Here is an 18,966-nt window from a genome sequence, read left to right as displayed (position 1 = left end):
AGCCCGTCTTGCCAAAGAGCAAGGCAGAAATATCTGGCGCTGAGGACATCAGAATACTTACCCTATAAATTTAATAGAGAAACTTCATTCCGTAGTTTCGTGAGAAGGGTGAATAGATTTGCGGGATTGGACTGAATTTCGAAATCAATGTCGAAGTGCACAACAACACAAGGCTCGCCCTGCGGCGGCTCTTCGACGTGCACGCGGCAGAGAACCTGCGCCAGAGTGCTATGATTTAAGGAAGCACACAGCGCGGTGCGGCTTCCCGCAGGAAGTCACGCCGGCGATTAAAGCGTGTTCGCGTCCGGGTTTCAGCCTCGTTTCGGCCGGGCCGGGGCATGCTCCAAGCCGGCGGCGGCCTTCTTCAGGCAATCGAGGTAGCGGTCGCGGTTCGCGATGCCGTCGTCGCGCGGCGTGACGAGGCAGAGCGTTGCGGCTGCGTGACCCTCCTCGCCCCGCACCGGCACGGCAAAACAATGGGTAAAGCTGTCGACGATGCTGTTGAACGTGAAGAGACCTTCTCGCTCGGCCTGGCGGACCTCAATGATGAAGCTTTGCGGATCGAGCCATTCGCCGTTCGGCAAACGAAAATCCTGCGATGGAATGAAGTTCAGGATTTCCTGATCCGACAGATGCGCGACGAGCAGACGTCCGGAGGCCGTCCACGGGATCGGCACCGACTGGCCGATATCCGTCGAAATGCGGAATGGCCGTGCACCTTCGCGCATGCGCACGACCGTATATTTGTTCCCGTCAAGCATGCAGAACTGCGCCGTTTCCCGTGTCTCGTCAGCGAGCTGTTCCAGCGCGGCCTCGCATTCGCGGGTGAAATCGAAATGGTTTTCATAGGCAGCGCCGAGGAAATAGAGCTTGCGGCCGAGATAGACGCGCCCCTCGCCGCCTGTGAATTCGAGAATGCCATTGCTCAGCAGCAGGTTGACGAGCTCGTAAACCGATGAGCGCGGCGCGCCGATCTGCGCTGCGATTTCATTCGGCTTCAAGGCCTGCCGCTTCTGGCGCAGGAAATCGAGGATTTCGAAGGCGCGGTCGAGCCCTCGGGCACGCTTGCCGATTGCTTCGTCCTGAATTGCATCCATTGCTATCGATCCCAATTTCTGTTCGGCCAAGCTTTTCAAACCCTCTGCCGCATCTGTCAACCGATCCTGCTGTTCCCAGCCTGCGAAAATTTTTTTCATCCCCCTTGCGAGGCATAAAAATCGGCATAAGATCGGCGCGTCCGGTATTTAGATCATATGTACATTATATTGGACAGAGAACAGATGGCAAGCGCTAACGCTGCCACACAAAAGGGGATCGACATGAAAAATTCTGAGAACAGCATTTCCGCATCGCGTCGCCGCCACCTTCTCGCCGGCGCTGCCGCTGCTGCCACCCTGCTCGTCTTTTCAACCGGCACGGCCTCGGCCGCCGCCAATTGCATCAAAGGTGACAGGAAGGCGCCATACACGATCGGTTGGGCCAACATCTATTCGGTGCCGACCTGGATGAAACAGACCGAAGGCACGATCACGGCTGAAGTGGATGAGTTGAAGAAGGCAGGCCTGGTCAAAGACCTGAAGATTACGGATGCGCAGGGCAACGCCCAGACGCAGATCCAGCATATTCAGTCGATGATCGATGCCAATGTCGACGCCATCGTGGTGATCGCTGGTTCCTCCACCGCCCTCGACCGCGTCATCTCCGACGCCTGCGACAAGGGTATTGCCGTGGTGAATTTCGACAGCCTCGTCAGTACTGACAAGGTCACCGCAAAGATCAACACCGATTCCAACGAATGGGGTGCAACGGCTGCCAAGTGGATGGTCAGCCAGCTCGGCGGCAAGGGCAAGATCATCGTCATGAACGGCCCTGCCGGCATTTCGGTGAGCGATGACCGTCGCAAGGGTGCCCAACCGGTGCTCGATGCCAACCCCGGCATCAAGGTGATCACCGAGACCAACACGGAATATAACGTCGCGCCGGCACAGGAAGCGATGACCAGCCTGCTTTTCGCCAATCCCGAAATCGACGGCGTCCTGTCGCTTGGCGGCGCACTATCGGCCGGCTCCGTCCTCGCCTTCGAGCGTCAGGGCCGCGACCAGGTGCCGACGACAGGCGAAAATGCCCGCCAGTTCCTCGAGCTCTGGAAAGAGAAGGGATTGAAGGGCTGGGCGACGATGCAGCCCAACTGGCTCGGGGCGCTCTCCGTCTATACGGCGGTCCAGGCGCTGCAGGGCAAGGATGTCCCTGCCTTCGTCAAGGTGCCGTTGCCTGTCATCGATGACAGCTCGATCGGCAGCTATCTCGCGCGCGCCGACAAGTTCCCGGCTGACGGTTATATCTACTCGGACTATGACAAGGCACTCTTCGACAAGCTGCTTTCCAAGTAACCGTTTAGGATAGCCGTCATGACGGCGGCAGCGCGCGCGGCCGGCATCGCAGTGGTGCAGCAGGAGCTGAGCCTGACCGCCAGCCTGTCGATTGCCGAAAATATCGGGCTTGGCGCGTTCCCGCGCAGGTTCGGCCTCATCGATTACGGGGCGCTTCATCGCGGCGTGCAAGAAGTTTGCGATATGGTGGGGCTTACCGAACCGCTCGACATGCCGGTTGCCGAGCTGGCGCTCGGCCGCCGCCAGATGGTGGAGATCGCCAAGGCGCTGTTTCGCAAGCCGCGCGTGCTCATTCTGGACGAGCCTACCTCGTCGCTCTCGGCCCATGAAGCCGGCGTCCTCGCCCGATTGATCGAGACGCTCAAGGGGCGCGGCATGGCGCTCCTCTATATTTCCCACCGCCTCAACGAGGTGCAGGCGCTCTGCTCGCATGTTACGGTGCTGAAAGATGGTGGCGTCACTGCAGATCAGTCGCTTTCCGGCATCGATGGCGAAGGGCTGGTGCGTCTCATGGTCGGCCGCGAGCCCGGCGACCTGTTCCCGCCGCGCGGGGCCGCCACGCCCGGTGTCATGCGCATCAGCGTCGAAGGCTTTTCCGCTGGCATGGTGCAAGACATCGCTTTCTCCGCCCGCGCCGGCGAGATCGTCGGCATCGGCGGGCTTGTGGGTCAAGGGCAGGAAGATCTGCTGCTTGGCCTCTACGGCGCCATTCCGGCCGCAGCCGCCCGGGCGGAAGTCTCCGGCAAATCGAGCCTGCCCGCCGATGTCGGCGAGGCGAATGCCGCGGGCATCGTCTATGTCCCGGCCGACCGCAAGCATGAGGGGCTGGTGCTGCCGCATTCCATCGCATCCAATCTCATCCTGCCTTCGCTCGGACGGCTTGCCGCCAAGGGCCTTCGCGACCGGCAGGCGGAAACCGGCCTCGTCGCCGATCTCGCGCGCCGGCTGATGATCAAGGGTGATACGGCCCGCCCGGTGCAGGCGCTTTCCGGCGGAAACCAGCAGAAGGTGTCGCTTGCCAAATGGCTGCCGCTCGATCCGTCCGTTCTGCTGCTCAACGATCCCACTCGCGGCGTCGACATCGAGACCAAGCGGGAGATCTATCTCATGCTCCGCGCCTTCGCCGCCGAAGGGCGGCTCGTCATACTCGCCAGTTCCGATACGCCCGAACTCGTGCATCTCTGCGATCGTGTCGTTGTTCTCCGCGAAGGACGCGTCGCGGCGATGCTGTCGCAGGATGAGATCAGCGAAGGAGCGATCGTCGGTGCGGCTATGGGCGTCACGACCACGGCACAGGGAGAGGCGGCATGAACACCAATTCCCAATCCCGGCTCTATCCCTCCATCCAGATGCGCCGCAATCGCGGCCTCGCCGGCCTCTACCTTGTCGTCACGGCCTTTCTCATCCTCTATGCGATGCTCTTTCCCGGCATCCTTTCGATCGGCGGCTTCTCGAAGTTCACCCAGAACTGGTTCCCGCTCGCACTCGTCACCATGGCGCAGGCGCTGCTCATGCTGAACGGCGGCATCACATTGGCGATTGGGCCGCTCGTCAGCCTCGGCGCGGTCATCGCCGCGACGACGATGGAAGGGGCGCTTGGTGTTCCGGGCGGCATACTCGCGGTCGCCGCCGCCGGCTTCGCGATCGGCGCCGCTACCGGCGCCATCGTCACCTATTTGAGGCTTCCTGCGATCATCGTCACGCTCGCCGGCTCCTTCATCATCAGCGGCGTCGCCCTCATCCTGCTGCCGCGGCCAGGTGGCGCCATTCCCGACTGGTTGTCTACGGTGCTGGCCGGCCATACACCCATCGCCTTTCTAATGCTTTTGGTGATCCTGGCGCTTTGGAAACTTTTTCTGGCCACGCCGCTCGGCCTCGGCATCTATGCAGCCGGCGACAATCCTATCGGTGCATTCCGTTCCGGCGTCCCGGTCGAACGAGTGAAGGTCACGGCTTTCGCTCTCTCCGGTCTGCTGGCAGCACTGACCGGCCTCTTCGTCGCGGCGCAGACCGGCTCCGGCGATCCCGTGATCGGCACACCCTTCACGCTGAACTCGATCGCCGCCGCCGTGCTCGGCGGCGTCGGCTTCCTCGGCGGCAAGGGCACGATGCGCGGCGCGATTTGCGGCAGCCTGCTGCTCTCGGTCATGATCAACGTCATGTTCTTCCTCGGCTTCCCGCCCGTCGCGCAATATGTCGCTCAAGGCCTGATCATCGTCGGCGCGGTCGCCGTTCCGGAACTTCTCGGCGCGTGGAGGGCAAGACGTTGAACATCATCCGATCGACGTTCCGCAACCCGCCGCTGCTGACATTTCTTCTGGTGGCGCTCGTCTGGATCGTCGCAAGCTTTACGCTGCGCGGCTTCGGCGCCTACGGCCATTTGCGCTACCTTCTCGAGCTCGCCGCGGTGATCGGCATCGTCGCCGCGGGGCAGACGCTCGTCATCCTGATGGGCGGCATCGATCTTTCCGTCGGCGCTGTTATTACAGTCACGGCCATCCTGCTGCCGCTGATTTCGCCGGCATGGGATCCGACCGGCCTTGCCGGCATCGCGGCGGCGCTTGCCATTGCCACCGGCATTGGCTTGATGAACGGCGCAGGTGCCACCTATCTCCGCGTCCCGCCGATCATCATGACACTTGCCATGGCGACCTTCCTGCAGGGCCTGCTCGTCATCGTCGCCGGCGGCAGCGCCGTCACCGTCAGCAATCCCGCAGTCATCATGCTCGGGCAGTCGCGGCCGCTCGGCATCCCCTCGGGCATCCTTCTGTGGCTCGCCGTGGCGGTCGTCGTCCTCCTGCTCGTCCACCGCATGCCGATCGGCGCCCGTTTCCTCGCGCTTGGAGCCAACCCGCTGGCGGCCCGGCTTTCCGGCGTCAGCGTCACGCGCAACACACTGATCGCCCATACTCTGTCGGGCCTTTTCGCAGGGGTTGCCGGCATTCTGGTGCTCGGCATGAACCGGCAGGGTTATGTCGGCATTGGCGATCCCTATCTGTTGACCTCGATCGCCGCCGTCGTGCTCGGCGGCACTTCAATCCTCGGCGGGCGCGGCACCTATGCCGGGACCATTCCGGGAGCGATCCTGCTGGTGACGGCGACGGCGCTGATCACCGTCGTCAACGCCTCGCCCGGCTGGCGGTCGATCATGTTCGGCACGCTGATCCTCGCCCTTCTGCTCGTTTCCGGCCGGGAGGCGCGCCGATGACGGGAGGTTACGACGGGCCGGTGATCGACCCGCACCACCATCTCTGGGATCTCGGCCTGCAGCGTCATCCCTGGCTTCAGAAGGCGCGGGTATCAGATGAAGGGATGGTGTTCGGGAGCTTGGCATCGATCCTGCGCGACTATGGCATCGACGATTATCGCGCCGACGCCGCGCGCCAGAACGTGGTTGCGACCGTTCATGTCGAGGCCGGCTGGTCCGTTGCCTACCCGCTGGAGGAGAGCCGTTGGCTGGATGGCCTCGACCGCGGCTCCGGCGTGGCGCACCGTTATGTCGCCGGCATTGCCCTCGACCGGCCGGACGCCCTGCGCCTGATCGAGGCGGAGGCTGAAAATCCCAATGTCGTCGGCATCCGCGATATTCTCAGCTGGCATGCCGATGCAGCGAAGAGTTTTGCGTCGAGTCCGGATCGCATGAGCGATCCTGTCTGGCGGGCGGGGCTTGCGCATGCCACGCGGCTGGGGCTGGTCTTCGACCTGATGCTTTATCCCTGGCAGATGGATGAAGCGCTTGAGCTCGTACAGGCCTTTCCGGAGACGCTTTTCGTCCTCAACCACGGCGGAAGCCCCGTCGACCGGACGCAGGATGGCATGACGCTCTGGCGCCGTGGCCTGCGGGCACTCGGTAAAGAACCCAACATGCGCCTGAAGATTTCCGATCTCGTCGCCTACGACAATAACTGGACGCTTGAGAGCCTGCGGCCGGTGATCGAGCATTGCCTCGATTGTTTCGGGCCTGAACGTTCGATGTTTGCGAGCGATTTTCCGGTCGCAGGTCTGCACGCCTCTTTCGACGAGGTCTATGGGGTTTTCCGTACGGTCGCCTCGCGGCTTTCTCCGGACGACCAGCGCGCCCTGTTCTTCGCCACCGCCAACGATACCTACCGTCTCGGGATCGCCGACCCGGCCGACGCCGGGAGGGGCTGCCATGTCTGACCTTCATGCTGTGTGGGAAAACGTGCTGATCGATGAGCGGGTGCGGGGCTTTGCGCCGGGTCATCCACCGCTTCCGCTCTCGGAAATCGGCAAACAGGGCTGGAAGCCTTATGACGGCAGGATGGCTCTGCCGCTGATCTCGCTCGACCGGCAGGCCTTCTCTGCCAATGTCGACCTGATGATCGCTTATGTAAAAAGCCACGATGCCGAAATCGCTCCGCATGCCAAGACGCCGATGTCGACGGCGCTCGCGGACGCGCTTGTGGCGGCTGGCGCCTGGGGCGCCACGGTCGCCGATATCCGCCAGGCCGCCGTGCTGCTCGAGGCGGGACAGCGCCGCCTGATCCTCGCCAACGAGATCGGCGGGGCGGCAGCCGCCCGACGGCTCGCGGCTTTGCTCGGCCGGTATGCCGATGCCGAACTCCACATCTTCGTGGATTCGGCGGCACTCGTCGAAGCGCTCCGGTCGGCGTGGCGAGAGCGTACGGACCTGCCGCCTCTGGGCCTGCTGGTGGAGCTCGGCGCGGGCCGGGCCGGCATCCGCAGCGCCGCTGCCGCTGAGGCAGTTCTCGATGCAATTCTTGCCGCCGAGACGTCGACCTTCCGGTTGAGCGGCATTGCCGCCTATGAAGGTGCTGCCGCGACCGCCGATGCGGCAGAGACAATTGTTCGCATCGAGGCTCTGATGGCAATGACGGCAGATTTTCTGTCGAAGGTGCGCGCCCGCACAGGCCCTGACCGACCGCTTCTTGTGACATCAGGCGGCTCGGTGTTTTTCGATCTCGTGATCGCCGGGCTTTCAGCCGCGGTTGCCGCCGATCCGGCCTGCCGGCTGATCCTGCGAAGCGGCGCCATCTTCTTCCACGATCACGGCGTCTACGAGCGCGGCCTTGCCGGCCTCGATGCGCGCGGCGGCTTCCGTATCGGCCGCGAGACGCTTTCGGCGGCGGCGGGTTTTCGTCCGGCGCTGCGAGTCTGGGCGGAGGTCCTGTCGCGGCCGGAGCCGCGGCTTGCGATCGCAGGCATGGGCCTGCGCGACGTGGCGATGGACCAGGGGCTGCCGCGGCCGCTGGCGCTCTATCGCGATCGATCATATCTCGGCGACCTCAAGGGCACCGAGGTTTTCCGCCTCAACGATCAGCACGCCTTCGTCGCTCTTCCCGAAGGGAGCGACGTCTGCGTCGGCGACGTCATCGAGTTCGGCATCTCGCATCCCTGCACCTGCCTTGACCGCCACGCCATTCTCTATGGTCTCGAGCCAGACCATTCGGTGACGGCCGCCTATCTCACAAGCTTCGGCTGAATTCTCCCTTCAAAAGCAAGAAAAGGAAAACCTGCCCATGATCCAACGTTATCAGAAAGGTTCGCGAATGAGCCAAGCCGTCAGCTATGGCGGTCTCGTCTATATTGCCGGCCAGGTCGCGGAAAATCGCAAGGCTGGGATCGAGGAGCAGACCCGCGATGTGCTCGCCAAGATCGACGCCCTTTTGAAGGAAGCCGGTACGGACCGATCGCGCCTCCTCGCCGTCGACGTCTTCCTGCCGGCGATTACCGATTTCGAGGCGATGAACGGCGTTTACGACCGCTGGATCGACATCGAAAACCCGCCGGCGCGCGCCTGCACCGAAGCACGCCTCGCCGATCCCGATTTGCGCGTCGAAATGACCGCGATCGCCGCGCTCTGAGGGCGAAGTAACCGCCCGGACTGGAGACATGATGCACAGCGGCATTGTCAATCCGATCGACTTCTCGCGCGAGGGCCGGCAGGCCGGCCAACTCGCCATTCCTTATTCGGTAGACCGTTCGCCCTATTATCAGATCCGCATCCCGGTCCTCCATCTCAGGAATGGCGAGGGCCCGTCTCTGCTGCTGATGGCGGGCAACCACGGTGACGAATACGAGGGTGAACTGCAACTCGGCCGGCTGATGCGGCTGTTGGACGTTACGGAAATAAGCGGCGCCGTCACCATTCTGCCGATGGCGAACCTGCCGGCGGTGATGGCGGCCAAGCGCTGTTCGCCCTTCGACGGCGGCAACCTCAACCGCGCCTTTCCTGGCGATCCTCTGGGATCACCGACAGCGCGGATGGCGCATTTCCTCGAAGGTGAACTCTTTCCGCGCCACGACGTCGTGCTCGACCTGCATTCGGGCGGCACGTCGATGGCGCACCTGCCATGCGCACTGATCGAGCGACAGGCCGATGCCGCCCGCTTCGAGCGGTCCGTGTCGCTGATGCGGGCGCTCGGCGCGTCCTATGCCTTCATCGCAGATAACGGGCCGGCGGCACCGACATCGATGGGTGCTGCCGCACGGGCGGGGACGATCGGGCTTTCCGGCGAATTTGGCGGCGGCGGAACCGTGACGCCCGCGACAATGGCCTTCACGGCGGCGGCGATCGACCGCCTGCTCGTGACGCTCGGCATCGTCGAACGCCCAGTCCTCACCCGCGCTCCGTTCCCGCAGCCGGGACCGTTGCAGCTGCTTTCGCTGTCCCGGCACAGCCAGGGCATCTACGCCAATCGCAGAGGCTGGTTCGAGCCTGCCGCCGCCCTCGGCGCCACCGTCTCGGCCGGCGATCTCGCCGGATGGTATCACGACCTGGAACGCCTTGAGCAGCCGGAGGAAGAGCTGCGTTTTGCCGAGAGCGGCATCGTCATTTCCCATCGGCTGCATTGCGACAGCCAGGCGGGCGACTGTCTGATCCAGGTTGCCGAGCCCATCGCGGCCTAGCTGATGGAGGCGACTGCCGCCCTGACCCAGTCGAGCCGTTTTGCCGGGATGAGGCCGTAATTGTAGAAATTCACGCCGTCGGCGCCAGCATCGACGGCGGCCTTGGCGCGGGCGGTCAGCACCGCGGCTTCGCCGACTTCGGGATAGAAGACACGCAGGCCGACCCCGAGGAATTTCTCCGATCCAAGTGCCGCCCGGCCGGTGCGGATGACATCACCGACGGCATTGGGCTCCATGTCGTAGCAACAGAGAATAGCCCCGTCGCAGAGCCTGCCGACCGCTGCAAGATCGACGCCGCCGAGCCAGCCATCCTTCAAGTCGATCAGCACGATACGGGTCGCCGGATCGGCCGCCGCCTTGATCTCGCCGATCAGACTGGTCACCGGTTCGCTGCGCCAGGCGAGATAGGCATAGAGATCGGGATGGCTGCGGAAGGCATCGATGCCAGCTGCCGGAAAATCCGGGAACTGCCGTTCCGGCACGGCCCGTTCGCAGAGTTCCGCAATAAGGCCCGCCACCAATCGCCGCGCGCCTTCGACCGGAACGCCGGACTTTACGGCACGCGTCGTGCAATGGTCGCAGAAGCAGAGCGACAGCAGGAAATCGTCTTCGGCATTCAGGCCGACGCCGTCTTTCTCGTGATGATATTCATGCGCGAAGCCCATGAAGTTCGGGCTTTCGAGTTCCACCATGTCGGGCTGGTAATTCACCGTGATGTCGCGGACAAGGGTGACGGCATAATCCCGCGCCGCCGGGCTGGAGGGGCAAAGATTGTAATAGTTGGGATTGCCGAAGGCGTTGCGCGTCACGTGGTCGGGATGCAGCATGCCGAGGCGGCTATTGTGGAGGCAGACCGTCCAGCAGGACACCTTTAGACCAGTCGCCTCCCGATCGCTGACGAGTGCTTCCAGCATATCGCCGCGCTCGGTCACATTGCTGGCCATCAGCGGCCGGATCACCTTGTCCTGCCACAGGCTTTCATCCGGCCAGAAGTAGACCGTCCCGTCCTCGGGAAAATAGGCCTTCTGCTGCGGGCTGCGCGGCTGCAGGAAACGGCCAGCATGATAGGAGGTCGCCAGGCTGATCGTGGTGAGGCCCGCCCGGCCGGTAAGCTCGGCGGCAAACGCGTCGAGTCCCTGGTCCTGGATGTCCCAGGGGTAAGTCCACATGGATAGATGCATGGCGCGCTCCCGTCAAATCTGTCCACTTTATAGAACATGTGTCCATAATAGTGTCCAGACCGATCTTAGAGCATGAGCCCTTGGAGCCCTCCGTCGTTCGTCAGATGTCCACGACGAGGCCCTTGGCTTTCAGCACCGGCGCCAGATTGCTGACCTCGATGACCGATTTGCCCGCCTTGTAGGCACCGGGCATAGCCGAAGATTCAGATCGCCCGGTGTTGTGATTTTCGTAGCACGGCGCGCCGACTGATGGGGTCAGACGAAGTTTTGATGGAGCGCAATCCGCGCCCTGTGGGGACATAGCACCGGACGCCGTGATGGCAGCCGGCGCTATTGAGACCAAAGCGCTTAAGGCCCGTAGGCCCTCAATCTGCGATCGATTGTAGTCTCGAGTTAGACAAGTTTGAATGTTTTTCGTGTCGCTTCAACTTTGCCCTTCATGTCATCCAGTTTTATGGCAATCCAGAACTCAGTTTTTTCGTCGAACGGGCCGGCATCTAGTTCCGGTTTAACAATGAGCGACAACACTTTGTCTGTGCTCGTCGCGGAGCCGTCGGTATCTATCTTGATTTTATAGGTTTCTTTCTCGTCGCTGCCAGTTGGGTTTGAAACGTCGTCACTCCCGTCTGGCTGAGTAGAGATATAGACATATATCTTGTTGCTGAGACCGGAGCCTATTATTTTAAAGGGCGTTCGAACAAGTAATGGCGCAACGACGGTTTCCGGCTCGAGGCGCTCGATTTTAACTTTAGGGTTTGCGGCGGGCATATGATCCTCCCTCATCCGTCTTAACTTGGATTACTCGTTATCGCCTGATCTTCGAGGAATGAACCCGCCTGATCTTGACATTACGCCACCGGAACGGGACAAGGCGCCGCCCGATCTGGACATCGCGCCGCTCGCCATCCCACGGGGGTCAGAGGAAACCTCGGCCGACAGAAGGATTTGCTCGAGGGTTCCTGTTTCAGCATCCAGTCTCATCGAGACGTCGCCCTTGTCATAAATCCAGACCCTCATGTCCTTGGCGAGTGCTCCGAATTGGGAGCCAAGGCCGGTTCGCGCGCTCGAACCAGGAGCCCGATACAATCTGTCATACTCGATATCGCCACCCACGTTCCTCGGCGGCGGATCGTCAGGGTCGGCTCCCGGGCCGTGGACAACGAAGATCGCTGGTCGACCAAGTTCAACGAACGCCCCCTCGAAGGAGAAGGCGAAGATTCGCGCCAGAACCGCGTCAGCTGCACCAAGCTGGTCTCTCAGAAAATTATTTCTTCCCGCTATTGGTACGCTTAGATTCTGATAAATGGGGCCTCCTCTAAGGATCAGATCGCTCAGCGGACGTCCGAACAGATGTATCGATGATATGCCTAGTAAAGTTTCATTGTCTGCCACTTCTCCCTCCATCTCTGTGATCATTGACTCCTAGCTAATGTCGACAGCAGAACTTTCTCGCGATAGCTCATCTTCGGAAGCTTCAGATGATCTCTCGGCAGCAATATTCGCGCAGAGTGAAAATGGCTGCGATGCTCGCTACCCTTGAGAGGCGCGCCGGCGTGTAGCTCGCCGATCGCCCGTTGCCCGAAATTTCCGGTGATGATCCCCGCGAATTGGCCGCCACTTTCCTTCCGATCAACTGCAAGCATCGTTTCCGCGACGTCGCCGTAGTCCAGAAAATCGGGTGCGAGAGCCCACAAGGTTTCGGCCAGATATGTGCCGGCGATGTCTCGTGCATCGAGCAGCGCTTCGACAAATCCATCCGGGTTCCGCCCAAAAGCGCGGTCGAAAGCGCGCTGTACGGGTGCCTCGGCAGTCGGATCGAACTCGGCAATATCGGAGAGATCTTCGACGGCCCGCGAGATAAGACCTCGCGCCACCAGGCTCTCGTGGAAGATATCGACGAGTATATCGAATACCGCACCGGTGAGCGGTTGCGAGAGCTCGTGTTCGTCCTTCCAGCCACGAGTGAACTCGGCCATCGTCCGTTTGTTGTTTGCCGAACGAATCTGGCGATGCGGCGAAAATTCCGAAAAACGCGCCAGGCGATTTGCCCGGTAAAGGTTGCCGCACGTCTCCTCAAGAACATTATCGATCACCGATGGAAAATGCATGGCAGCGATCAGCGACACGCAGTCGGAGAAGGCCTCCTGGAAACCGAGATATTCCGGATACTCGGTTCCCGGGCGCGGTACGCCGAGGACGCTGAATATGATCGCGTGTCCCACCTCGTGGGCGATGACGTCGAAGTCCAGGCTGAAGGGGAGGATGCGCCCGTCCTTCTCGAACTGGCTGCCGACTTCAAGAAAGCCGTAGCCGTACTGAGCATTGTCCCACTGCGGCAAGATGGAGATTTCCAATCGGTCGTAATGATCGCGAAAATGCCACGTAAGCGGCTGGCCGAGATAGCGCTCCCAGACATCGAGTGTGAACCGGACGCAGCCGAAGACATGTGCGGCTTCGAAACCGGGCATCGAAGGTCGGAGATGGTCGAAATTGCCGCCCCCGTCGGGATTGGCCGGCTCGAGGATTTTGCCGGTCCAGGGCGGAAGGGACATATACGGCGTTCCGAGCGGGCCGTGGTTTACGCCATAGGGAGAGATTTTGCCGACCGGCTCAACAACAAACATGCGATCGTCGGCCGGACCAGCGGTCAGGCTGCCCAACGGAGACGACACTTCGACAATCTCGGGACTGGACCGAGCATCTTCAAAGGGAGGCTGCACAAAAAGTCTGAACCGGGTGCCCATCCGCTCCCCCCTCAAAAGACTTTCATGATTGCCAGTTTAAGTTGACATTCGACGCTCGCGGCAGATTTAGCAAGTAATAAAATAGTATTAGGGGCGTTATTCAGACAGAGAAACCAGTTTCAAATAACGCGGGTGGCTGCGGATGGGATCGAGATCGGAATCATTCTTGAACCAGAGCCGCATTTCGATACCGACTTGCGGCATCCAGACTTCAAGCAAGTCTATCGCCCGATCGATCTCGCCAAGCAGTGCATAGGTGCAGGCGGCGTTGTACTGAATGTTTATGTCATCGGGATCCGTCGCCAGGGAGCGCGCCAACCATTCCAGTGCGGTGTCGCGAACACCGAGGAAGGCAAGGGCCGTCGCTCCGAGGCAGGCAACATTGGCATTCTCCGGATGGAGCCGCAGTTCCTCTTCCGCCCTTTTCAACGCGATCCTCGCATAGCTGCTGGCCTTGTCTATTTGCCCGAGTGAACGCAAGACGTTCACAAGCATGATCGGTGCACCATAGTCGGCAGGTTTGATTTCCATCGCCCGCTGAAAGTGCGTAGCCGCAAGTTCGAACTGACCGTCGGTCACGCAAAATTCGGCATAGTAGCGGTTCGCCTCGTGGCAATTGGCGTCGAGCGACAAAGCTTGTTCGAATGCGGAAACTGCCTCGGTGCGATTGCCGGCCACCGCCAAAGCAAATCCCTTGGCCGCATAGGCCTCCGCCAGATTGGGATCGATAACGAGCGCCGTCGCCGTGTTTGCAAGAATATCCTCCACCGGAATTTCAGCGCCGAACTGCGACCGCAGGCGCGCATCGCAGACCGCGATGCCGGCATAGGCGCGGGCATAACCCGGATCCAGTTCGATGGCTCTGGCGAAGCTCTGCCTGGCCATCAGATGGTTGGAGCGTGAGGCAATATGGTAGTATTCGCGCCCCCGGAGGAAATGCGTATAGGCCTCAACGCTCTCTGTCGGCGCCTGCTCGATTGCCCGCTTCTCCTCCGGCAGCAGCTTGACCTTGAGCTGCCCGACGATTGCCTTCACGATCTCGTCTTGCATTTCGAAAATGTCGGTCAGGTCGCGGTCGTAACGCGCGGCCCAGACATGGCCGTCGCTGGCTGCTTCAATCAATTCCGCATTGATCCGGACGTGGTTTGCTGCCTTGCGGACGCTGCCCTCCACGATATAGGCAACGCCGAGTTCGGCAGCGATACGTTGGAGGTTTTCGCTCCGGCCTTTCCACGTAAAGACAGTGTTGCGGCTTAGGACGAACAGGCCTGAAACATTCGACAGATCAGTGATGAGATCTTCGGTGATGCCGTCGCTGAAGAAATCCTGCTCGGGATCGTTGCTGATGTTGGCGAATGGCAGAACTGCAACCGACGGCTTGTTGAAGGGCGCCCGTGTGTGTCCGCCTGCCGTAAGCGGAATCTCTTCGCTAGAGGGGGCATTGCCCCAATCGGCAAAATAGACATGGACCGGTCGGGATATATTCTTGACGGTCATGGCACCCTGGTCTGCGAAACCGAGGCCGAGCTTGTTGGCGACTTCGTGGCGCACGGCCGCCGAACAGGCAATACCGCCAGGGGCTGCAAGAGCTTGCAGCCGGACCGCGACATTAATGCCGTCCCCATGAAAGTCATCTTCATCGAAGACGATGTCGCCGAGATTCAAGCCTATGCGGAACGCAAAGTGCCTGTCCGCTGGAATCCCTATGTTGCGCTCCAGCATGCCGCGCTGGATTTCGACAGCGCAGCGTGCCGCACTCAGCACGCTGCCGAATTCGACCAGAAAACCATCGCCCATGACCTTGATTATATGTCCGCCATGGGTTGCGACAGCAGGATCGAAGAGTTCCCGGCGATGCTGACGAAGGGCGTTGAGCGTCTCCTCTTCATTGGCTTCCAGAAGACGGCTATAGCCCACCACATCGGCAGCCAGAATAGCCGCCAGCCGACGTTCAACAAGCTCTGCGCACATGCCCGTCTCCTCAACGTGCTGGTGGCAATACTATTCAGTTCAAGAAGCTAGCCAGTAATGTTGCCGGACGATTGTATTACTGACAACTAAAATCTCCCGCTCGGTTGTATGAACCGCCGGAGCCGCTTGATGATTTGAGTGGAGCTTCAGAATTGATGGTGCGGCCCCTCATAAAGAGAGGCCGCCGGTTCCGGCATTGTCAAGTCTTCGCAGCGGCGATGCTCTCCCGCAGGATAAGCCTGCTGCGGATGACGGTGCGCAGCTTTGCCGGGTTTTGCGCCCGGCCAATGGTGTCGAGCAGGAGTTCCACCGCCGCGCGGCCCATCTCTTCCACCGGCTGCTCGATCGTTGAGAGTGGCGGCGCGGAGAATTCGCAGACCGGCGAGCCGTCGAAGGAGACGACGGACAGATCATCGGGGATGCACAAGCCTGCACGCTTGATGCGGCTGATGAATGAAATGGCCATGTCATCGCTGGTGGCGATAACCGCCGTTGGTTTTTCGGCCAGCTTCGTGAAATCGTCCGCCGCCTGAACGCCGATGTCGAAGCCGTGCTGATAATCGAGCCGACCGCCCGAGCGACGCACCGCCTGCTGTGGTAAGCCGGCTGCATCGAGCGCCTCGAGCACGCCGCCATAGCGCTCGACATCGTGATAATTGCCTTCAGGGCCGGCAAGATAGAAGAACCGCCTATGCCCCAGCCGGACCAGCTCGGCCGTGACGTCGCGCACAGCCTCGCGATCGTTGGTAACGACGCTCTGCAGGCCCGCATCGCTCATGTCGAGCAGCATCGACACGATCGGCAGGCCGGAATTTGCCAGCGAACGCCCCTCGACCTCCGGTAGCTTCGACGACAGGATGATGGCGCCGCGCACGCTGCCGCCGAAGGCGAGATCCAGAATGTGTCGCTCGGAGGCCTCGTCGCGATCAAGGTTGGCGATCATCAGGTTATAGCCGCCCTGGATCAGCGTCTTATTGATGCTCTGCAGGACCTGAGGAATGATTTGGGAGACGCCATAATAAAGCGATCCCGGCAGGATGATCATGATGATGTTCGATTTTCCAACCCTCAGGCCGCGCGCCATCGCGTTCGGCGTGTAGCCGAGTTGCCTAGCGGCCGCATTGATCTTGGCGCGGGTCTTCTCGTTGACCCGTCCGGGATTGGCAAGCGCCCTGCTGACCGTCGATATCGCGACACCGGCGAGCCGCGCAACGTCAGCCATCAACGCGCCGGACGGCTCTTCTACCGCCACATCTTTGTTTTTATTCACCTTTAATTCCGCCTCCCGGATGCTTCGATTTGCGATTCTAAGGCAGGTGACAATTTATAGCAAACGTTTGCCAAAAATCGCTTGCTTAAAAAACCAGCTTGGCTATCATTTGTGCATGGCAAACGATTGCCGTTTTTAATGCTTTGAAAATGCATGATTTATTGAATGCGTAGCCGCTGCTTCGCATGCAGATGGATCGCGCCTTGAGAATGGATAGGTTATGGCCACTGACGACAGACTACGCTTCGGCGTCGATCTCGTGACGTTCTTCCATCGCGGCTTCTGGGGCGTCGGCAGCCATGATGCAATTGTCGACCATGCACGCGCCGCGCCGCGCGCCTTCTGGGACAAGATCCTCGACAGCGTCCAGACTTCCGGCGTCACCGGTGTCGAGTTGACCTTCTCTCCCTTCAACTGGCAGGACGCGATCAAGACCTATGGTTCGATTGACGGCTTTGCCGCCGAACTGGCAAGGCGCGGGCTGACGCTTTGCAGCGGCTTCTTTGCAGAGCTCGAGGCAGCGGGAGACTTTACCGACCCTGAAGCCCAGCGCGCGCTGATCGACAAGGCGGAACAATATGCCGATTTCCTGAAAGCCTGCGGCAGCGACATCATGGTGATCGGCGCGCCCCTCCGCCAGACTCTCGGCGCCCAGCCGGTGCAGTTCCATGACTTCGACCGTGCCAAGGCAATCGCGGATTTCCTCAACCGACTCGGCGCGACTCTCCATGCAAGAGGCGTCCGGCTGGCGCTGCACACGGAGGCGCATTCGGTCTTTGCCGGCGCGCGCGACGTCGACCTGATGATGCTTTTGACCGATCCGGCCTATGTGCATATGTGCCCCGACACGGCTCATATCATAGTTGCCGGCTCCGACCCCGTCCAGCTCGTCGACCGTCACCACGAGCGCATGATCATCGCCCACTGGAAGGATGCGATCGGCCCGATGCCTGCCGACACGCCGATCGACAAGCATATCCATGAACGCCACCAGCCCTATTTCTGCGGCTTCGGCCTCGGACGGGTCGATTGGCCGGCCTGGATCCGGCTGCTGCGCGACCGGGCCTATCAAGGCTGGGCGATCCTTGAACTCGATGCCGCGCCGGATCCCGTCCGCGACATCGCCAACGGGCTGACGCTCGTCCGGCAGGCGCTCCTGCCGATCTATCGCTGATATTATTCCGAAGACGACAAACGCCCCGCCAAGAGGGCATTTCCAAGAGGTGGAACAATGGAGACCATGATGAAGCTTTTTCTTGCCGGCGTTGCTTTCGCCGGTCTCGTCGCCGCGGCGCATGCCGAGGACAAGCCGACGATCGAGATCATGTCGTCCTGGACGTCGGGCGGCGAAGCCGCGGCCCTGAACGTCATCAGAAGCGAATTCGTAAAGCGCGGGGGCGTCTGGAAGGATTCCTCGATCGCCGGTTTCGGCGCGGCCGATGCCGCCTTCCAGAACCGCATCGTTGCCGGTGACGCGCCGGGCGCAAAGCAGGGCGTCATCGGTCTTGCCGCCGCCGATTTCGTCAGCCAGGGCCTGTTCAATCCAATAGACGACGTGGCCGCCGCTGGCAAATGGGCTGATTCCCTGCCGAAATCGATCCATGATCTCATCTCCTATGACGGCAAGGTCTATCTCGCTCCAACAGGTGCCCATGGCGAAAGCTGGGTCTTCTATTCCAAGGAAGCCTTTAGCAAGGCCGGTATTGCGCAGGAACCGAAGAGCTGGGAGGAGTTTTTCACCGATCTCGACAAGCTGAAGGCCGCCGGCATCATCCCGGTCGCCTGGGGCGGCCAGCCCTGGCAGCAGACCAAGGTCTTCAACATGATTCTGCTCTCGCAAGTCGGGACCGACGGCTTCCTGAAGATCTATGCCGACAAGGACAAGAGCGAGGCATCCGTCGAGGGCGTGAAGAAGACGCTCGCAATCCTCGGCAAGCTGCGCGGCTACGTCGATGCGGGTGCGGCCGGCCGCAACTGGAACGACGCAACCGCCATGCTGATCACCGACAAGGCCGGCGTGCAGTTCATGGGCGATTGGGCCAAGGGCGAATTCACCGTCGCCGGCCAGGAGCCGGGAAAGGACTATGGCTGCATGATCGCTCCTGAATCCAAGGGCATGGTCTATATCGCCGACGCCCTCTGGTTCCCCAAGACCGGCAATGCCGGGACCGACAAGGCGCAGAAGCTTCTCGCCGAGGTCGTCATGGACCCGACCGTCCAGGTCGAATTCGCCCTCAAGAAGGGCTCGGTTCCGATGCGCTCCGATGTCGACAAGTCGAAACTCGATGCCTGCGCCCAAAAGGGTCTCGAACTGATGAGCGCCGGCGCCATCGTGCCGGATCAGGCGATCGTGCTCACGCCCCAGCAGGTCGGCGCGCTCGACGACTTCGTCGACGAATATTGGAGCGGCGGTTCGAACGACGCGGGGACCGCTGCCGAAAACTTCTTCACCATCTTCGAGTAGGATCGTGCCCGTGGTGTCGGGCCGACCCCGATGGCCACGGCTGCCGGCCGCTGCG

16 protein-coding genes and 2 pseudogenes are annotated in these 18,966 nt (G+C 61.2%); 10 read left to right on the top strand and 8 right to left on the bottom strand.

Annotation, left to right across the window (positions count from 1 at the left end; translation table 11 throughout):
* Nucleotides 1–311: 311 nt before the first annotated feature.
* Complete coding sequence (locus tag FHT70_RS07520) at nt 312–1,097, bottom strand: IclR family transcriptional regulator (RefSeq protein WP_097599103.1); 786 nt, start codon at nt 1,095–1,097, stop codon at nt 312–314.
* 222 nt (nt 1,098–1,319) lie between these two features.
* On the opposite strand from FHT70_RS07520, the gene FHT70_RS07515 reads away from it, so the two are divergent.
* From FHT70_RS07515 to FHT70_RS07480, 8 genes and pseudogenes are all read left to right on the top strand, one after another.
* Nucleotides 1,320–2,390: an ABC transporter substrate-binding protein gene (locus tag FHT70_RS07515; RefSeq protein WP_097599102.1), complete on the top strand. Its 1,071-nt coding sequence runs from the start codon at nt 1,320–1,322 to the stop codon at nt 2,388–2,390.
* Between the two features lie 24 nt (nt 2,391–2,414).
* Nucleotides 2,415–3,701 (top strand): annotated as a pseudogene (locus FHT70_RS07510) (sugar ABC transporter ATP-binding protein); the annotation flags it as partial.
* Entirely contained in the window at nt 3,698–4,660 is a 963-nt protein-coding gene (locus tag FHT70_RS07505) for an ABC transporter permease (RefSeq protein ID WP_183699974.1), read from the top strand. The pseudogene FHT70_RS07510 and the gene FHT70_RS07505, both read left to right, overlap by 4 nt.
* The gene (locus tag FHT70_RS07500) at nt 4,657–5,598 is read left to right on the top strand and encodes an ABC transporter permease (RefSeq protein ID WP_183699972.1); all 942 of its coding nucleotides are present in this window, start codon (nt 4,657–4,659) and stop codon (nt 5,596–5,598) included. Before FHT70_RS07505 ends, FHT70_RS07500 begins: the two co-directional genes overlap by 4 nt.
* Nucleotides 5,595–6,551 (top strand): amidohydrolase family protein, encoded by a 957-nt coding sequence (locus FHT70_RS07495; RefSeq protein WP_183699970.1) that lies wholly within the window; start codon nt 5,595–5,597, stop codon nt 6,549–6,551. The genes FHT70_RS07500 and FHT70_RS07495 overlap by 4 nt, the downstream gene beginning before the upstream one ends.
* Nucleotides 6,544–7,854, top strand: coding sequence for an alanine racemase (locus tag FHT70_RS07490; RefSeq protein ID WP_183699968.1), 1,311 nt, complete (start codon nt 6,544–6,546; stop codon nt 7,852–7,854). Before FHT70_RS07495 ends, FHT70_RS07490 begins: the two co-directional genes overlap by 8 nt.
* A 37-nt stretch (nt 7,855–7,891) precedes the next feature.
* On the top strand, nt 7,892–8,236 hold the full coding sequence (locus FHT70_RS07485; RefSeq protein ID WP_183699966.1) for a RidA family protein: 345 nt from the start codon (nt 7,892–7,894) through the stop codon (nt 8,234–8,236).
* A 31-nt stretch (nt 8,237–8,267) separates the two neighbouring features.
* Nucleotides 8,268–9,281 carry a succinylglutamate desuccinylase/aspartoacylase family protein gene (locus tag FHT70_RS07480; RefSeq protein WP_183699964.1) on the top strand — a complete coding sequence of 338 codons (1,014 nt, stop codon included), beginning with the start codon at nt 8,268–8,270 and terminating at the stop codon, nt 9,279–9,281.
* Here FHT70_RS07480 and FHT70_RS07475 read toward each other — a convergent pair.
* From FHT70_RS07475 to FHT70_RS07445, 7 genes and pseudogenes are all read right to left on the bottom strand, one after another.
* Entirely contained in the window at nt 9,278–10,462 is a 1,185-nt protein-coding gene (locus FHT70_RS07475; RefSeq protein WP_183699962.1) for a hypothetical protein, read from the bottom strand. The genes FHT70_RS07480 and FHT70_RS07475 overlap by 4 nt on opposite strands.
* Nucleotides 10,463–10,562: 100 nt before the next feature.
* Nucleotides 10,563–10,646, bottom strand: a pseudogene (locus FHT70_RS07470) (S-adenosylmethionine--2-demethylmenaquinone methyltransferase); the annotation flags it as partial.
* 209 nt (nt 10,647–10,855) lie between these two features.
* Nucleotides 10,856–11,230 (bottom strand): hypothetical protein, encoded by a 375-nt coding sequence (locus FHT70_RS07465; protein ID WP_183699960.1) that lies wholly within the window; start codon nt 11,228–11,230, stop codon nt 10,856–10,858.
* Nucleotides 11,231–11,260: 30 nt separating this feature from the next.
* Nucleotides 11,261–11,866, bottom strand: a complete 606-nt coding sequence (locus FHT70_RS07460) for a hypothetical protein (RefSeq protein ID WP_097599174.1) — start codon at nt 11,864–11,866, stop codon at nt 11,261–11,263.
* Nucleotides 11,867–11,874: 8 nt separating this feature from the next.
* Nucleotides 11,875–13,206 carry a hypothetical protein gene (locus FHT70_RS07455; RefSeq protein ID WP_183699958.1) on the bottom strand — a complete coding sequence of 444 codons (1,332 nt, stop codon included), beginning with the start codon at nt 13,204–13,206 and terminating at the stop codon, nt 11,875–11,877.
* A 96-nt stretch (nt 13,207–13,302) separates the two neighbouring features.
* Nucleotides 13,303–15,177, bottom strand: a complete 1,875-nt coding sequence (locus FHT70_RS07450) for an adenylate/guanylate cyclase domain-containing protein (RefSeq protein ID WP_183699955.1) — start codon at nt 15,175–15,177, stop codon at nt 13,303–13,305.
* Nucleotides 15,178–15,376: 199 nt separating this feature from the next.
* Entirely contained in the window at nt 15,377–16,447 is a 1,071-nt protein-coding gene (locus tag FHT70_RS07445) for a LacI family DNA-binding transcriptional regulator (protein WP_183699953.1), read from the bottom strand.
* A gap of 220 nt (nt 16,448–16,667) precedes the next feature.
* On the opposite strand from FHT70_RS07445, the gene FHT70_RS07440 reads away from it, so the two are divergent.
* Both FHT70_RS07440 and FHT70_RS07435 read left to right on the top strand, forming a co-directional pair.
* Nucleotides 16,668–17,621: a sugar phosphate isomerase/epimerase gene (locus FHT70_RS07440; protein ID WP_183699951.1), complete on the top strand. Its 954-nt coding sequence runs from the start codon at nt 16,668–16,670 to the stop codon at nt 17,619–17,621.
* 57 nt (nt 17,622–17,678) lie between these two features.
* Nucleotides 17,679–18,911: an ABC transporter substrate-binding protein gene (locus FHT70_RS07435; protein WP_183699949.1), complete on the top strand. Its 1,233-nt coding sequence runs from the start codon at nt 17,679–17,681 to the stop codon at nt 18,909–18,911.
* The last annotated feature ends 55 nt before the right edge of the window (nt 18,912–18,966 follow it).

It is taken from the genome of Rhizobium sp. BK049, assembly GCF_014193135.1.
In the GTDB taxonomy this organism is placed as follows: Bacteria; Pseudomonadota; Alphaproteobacteria; order Rhizobiales; family Rhizobiaceae; genus Rhizobium.
Note: the sequence above shows the minus strand (reverse complement) of the source record. Positions and strands in the feature narration are given on the sequence as shown.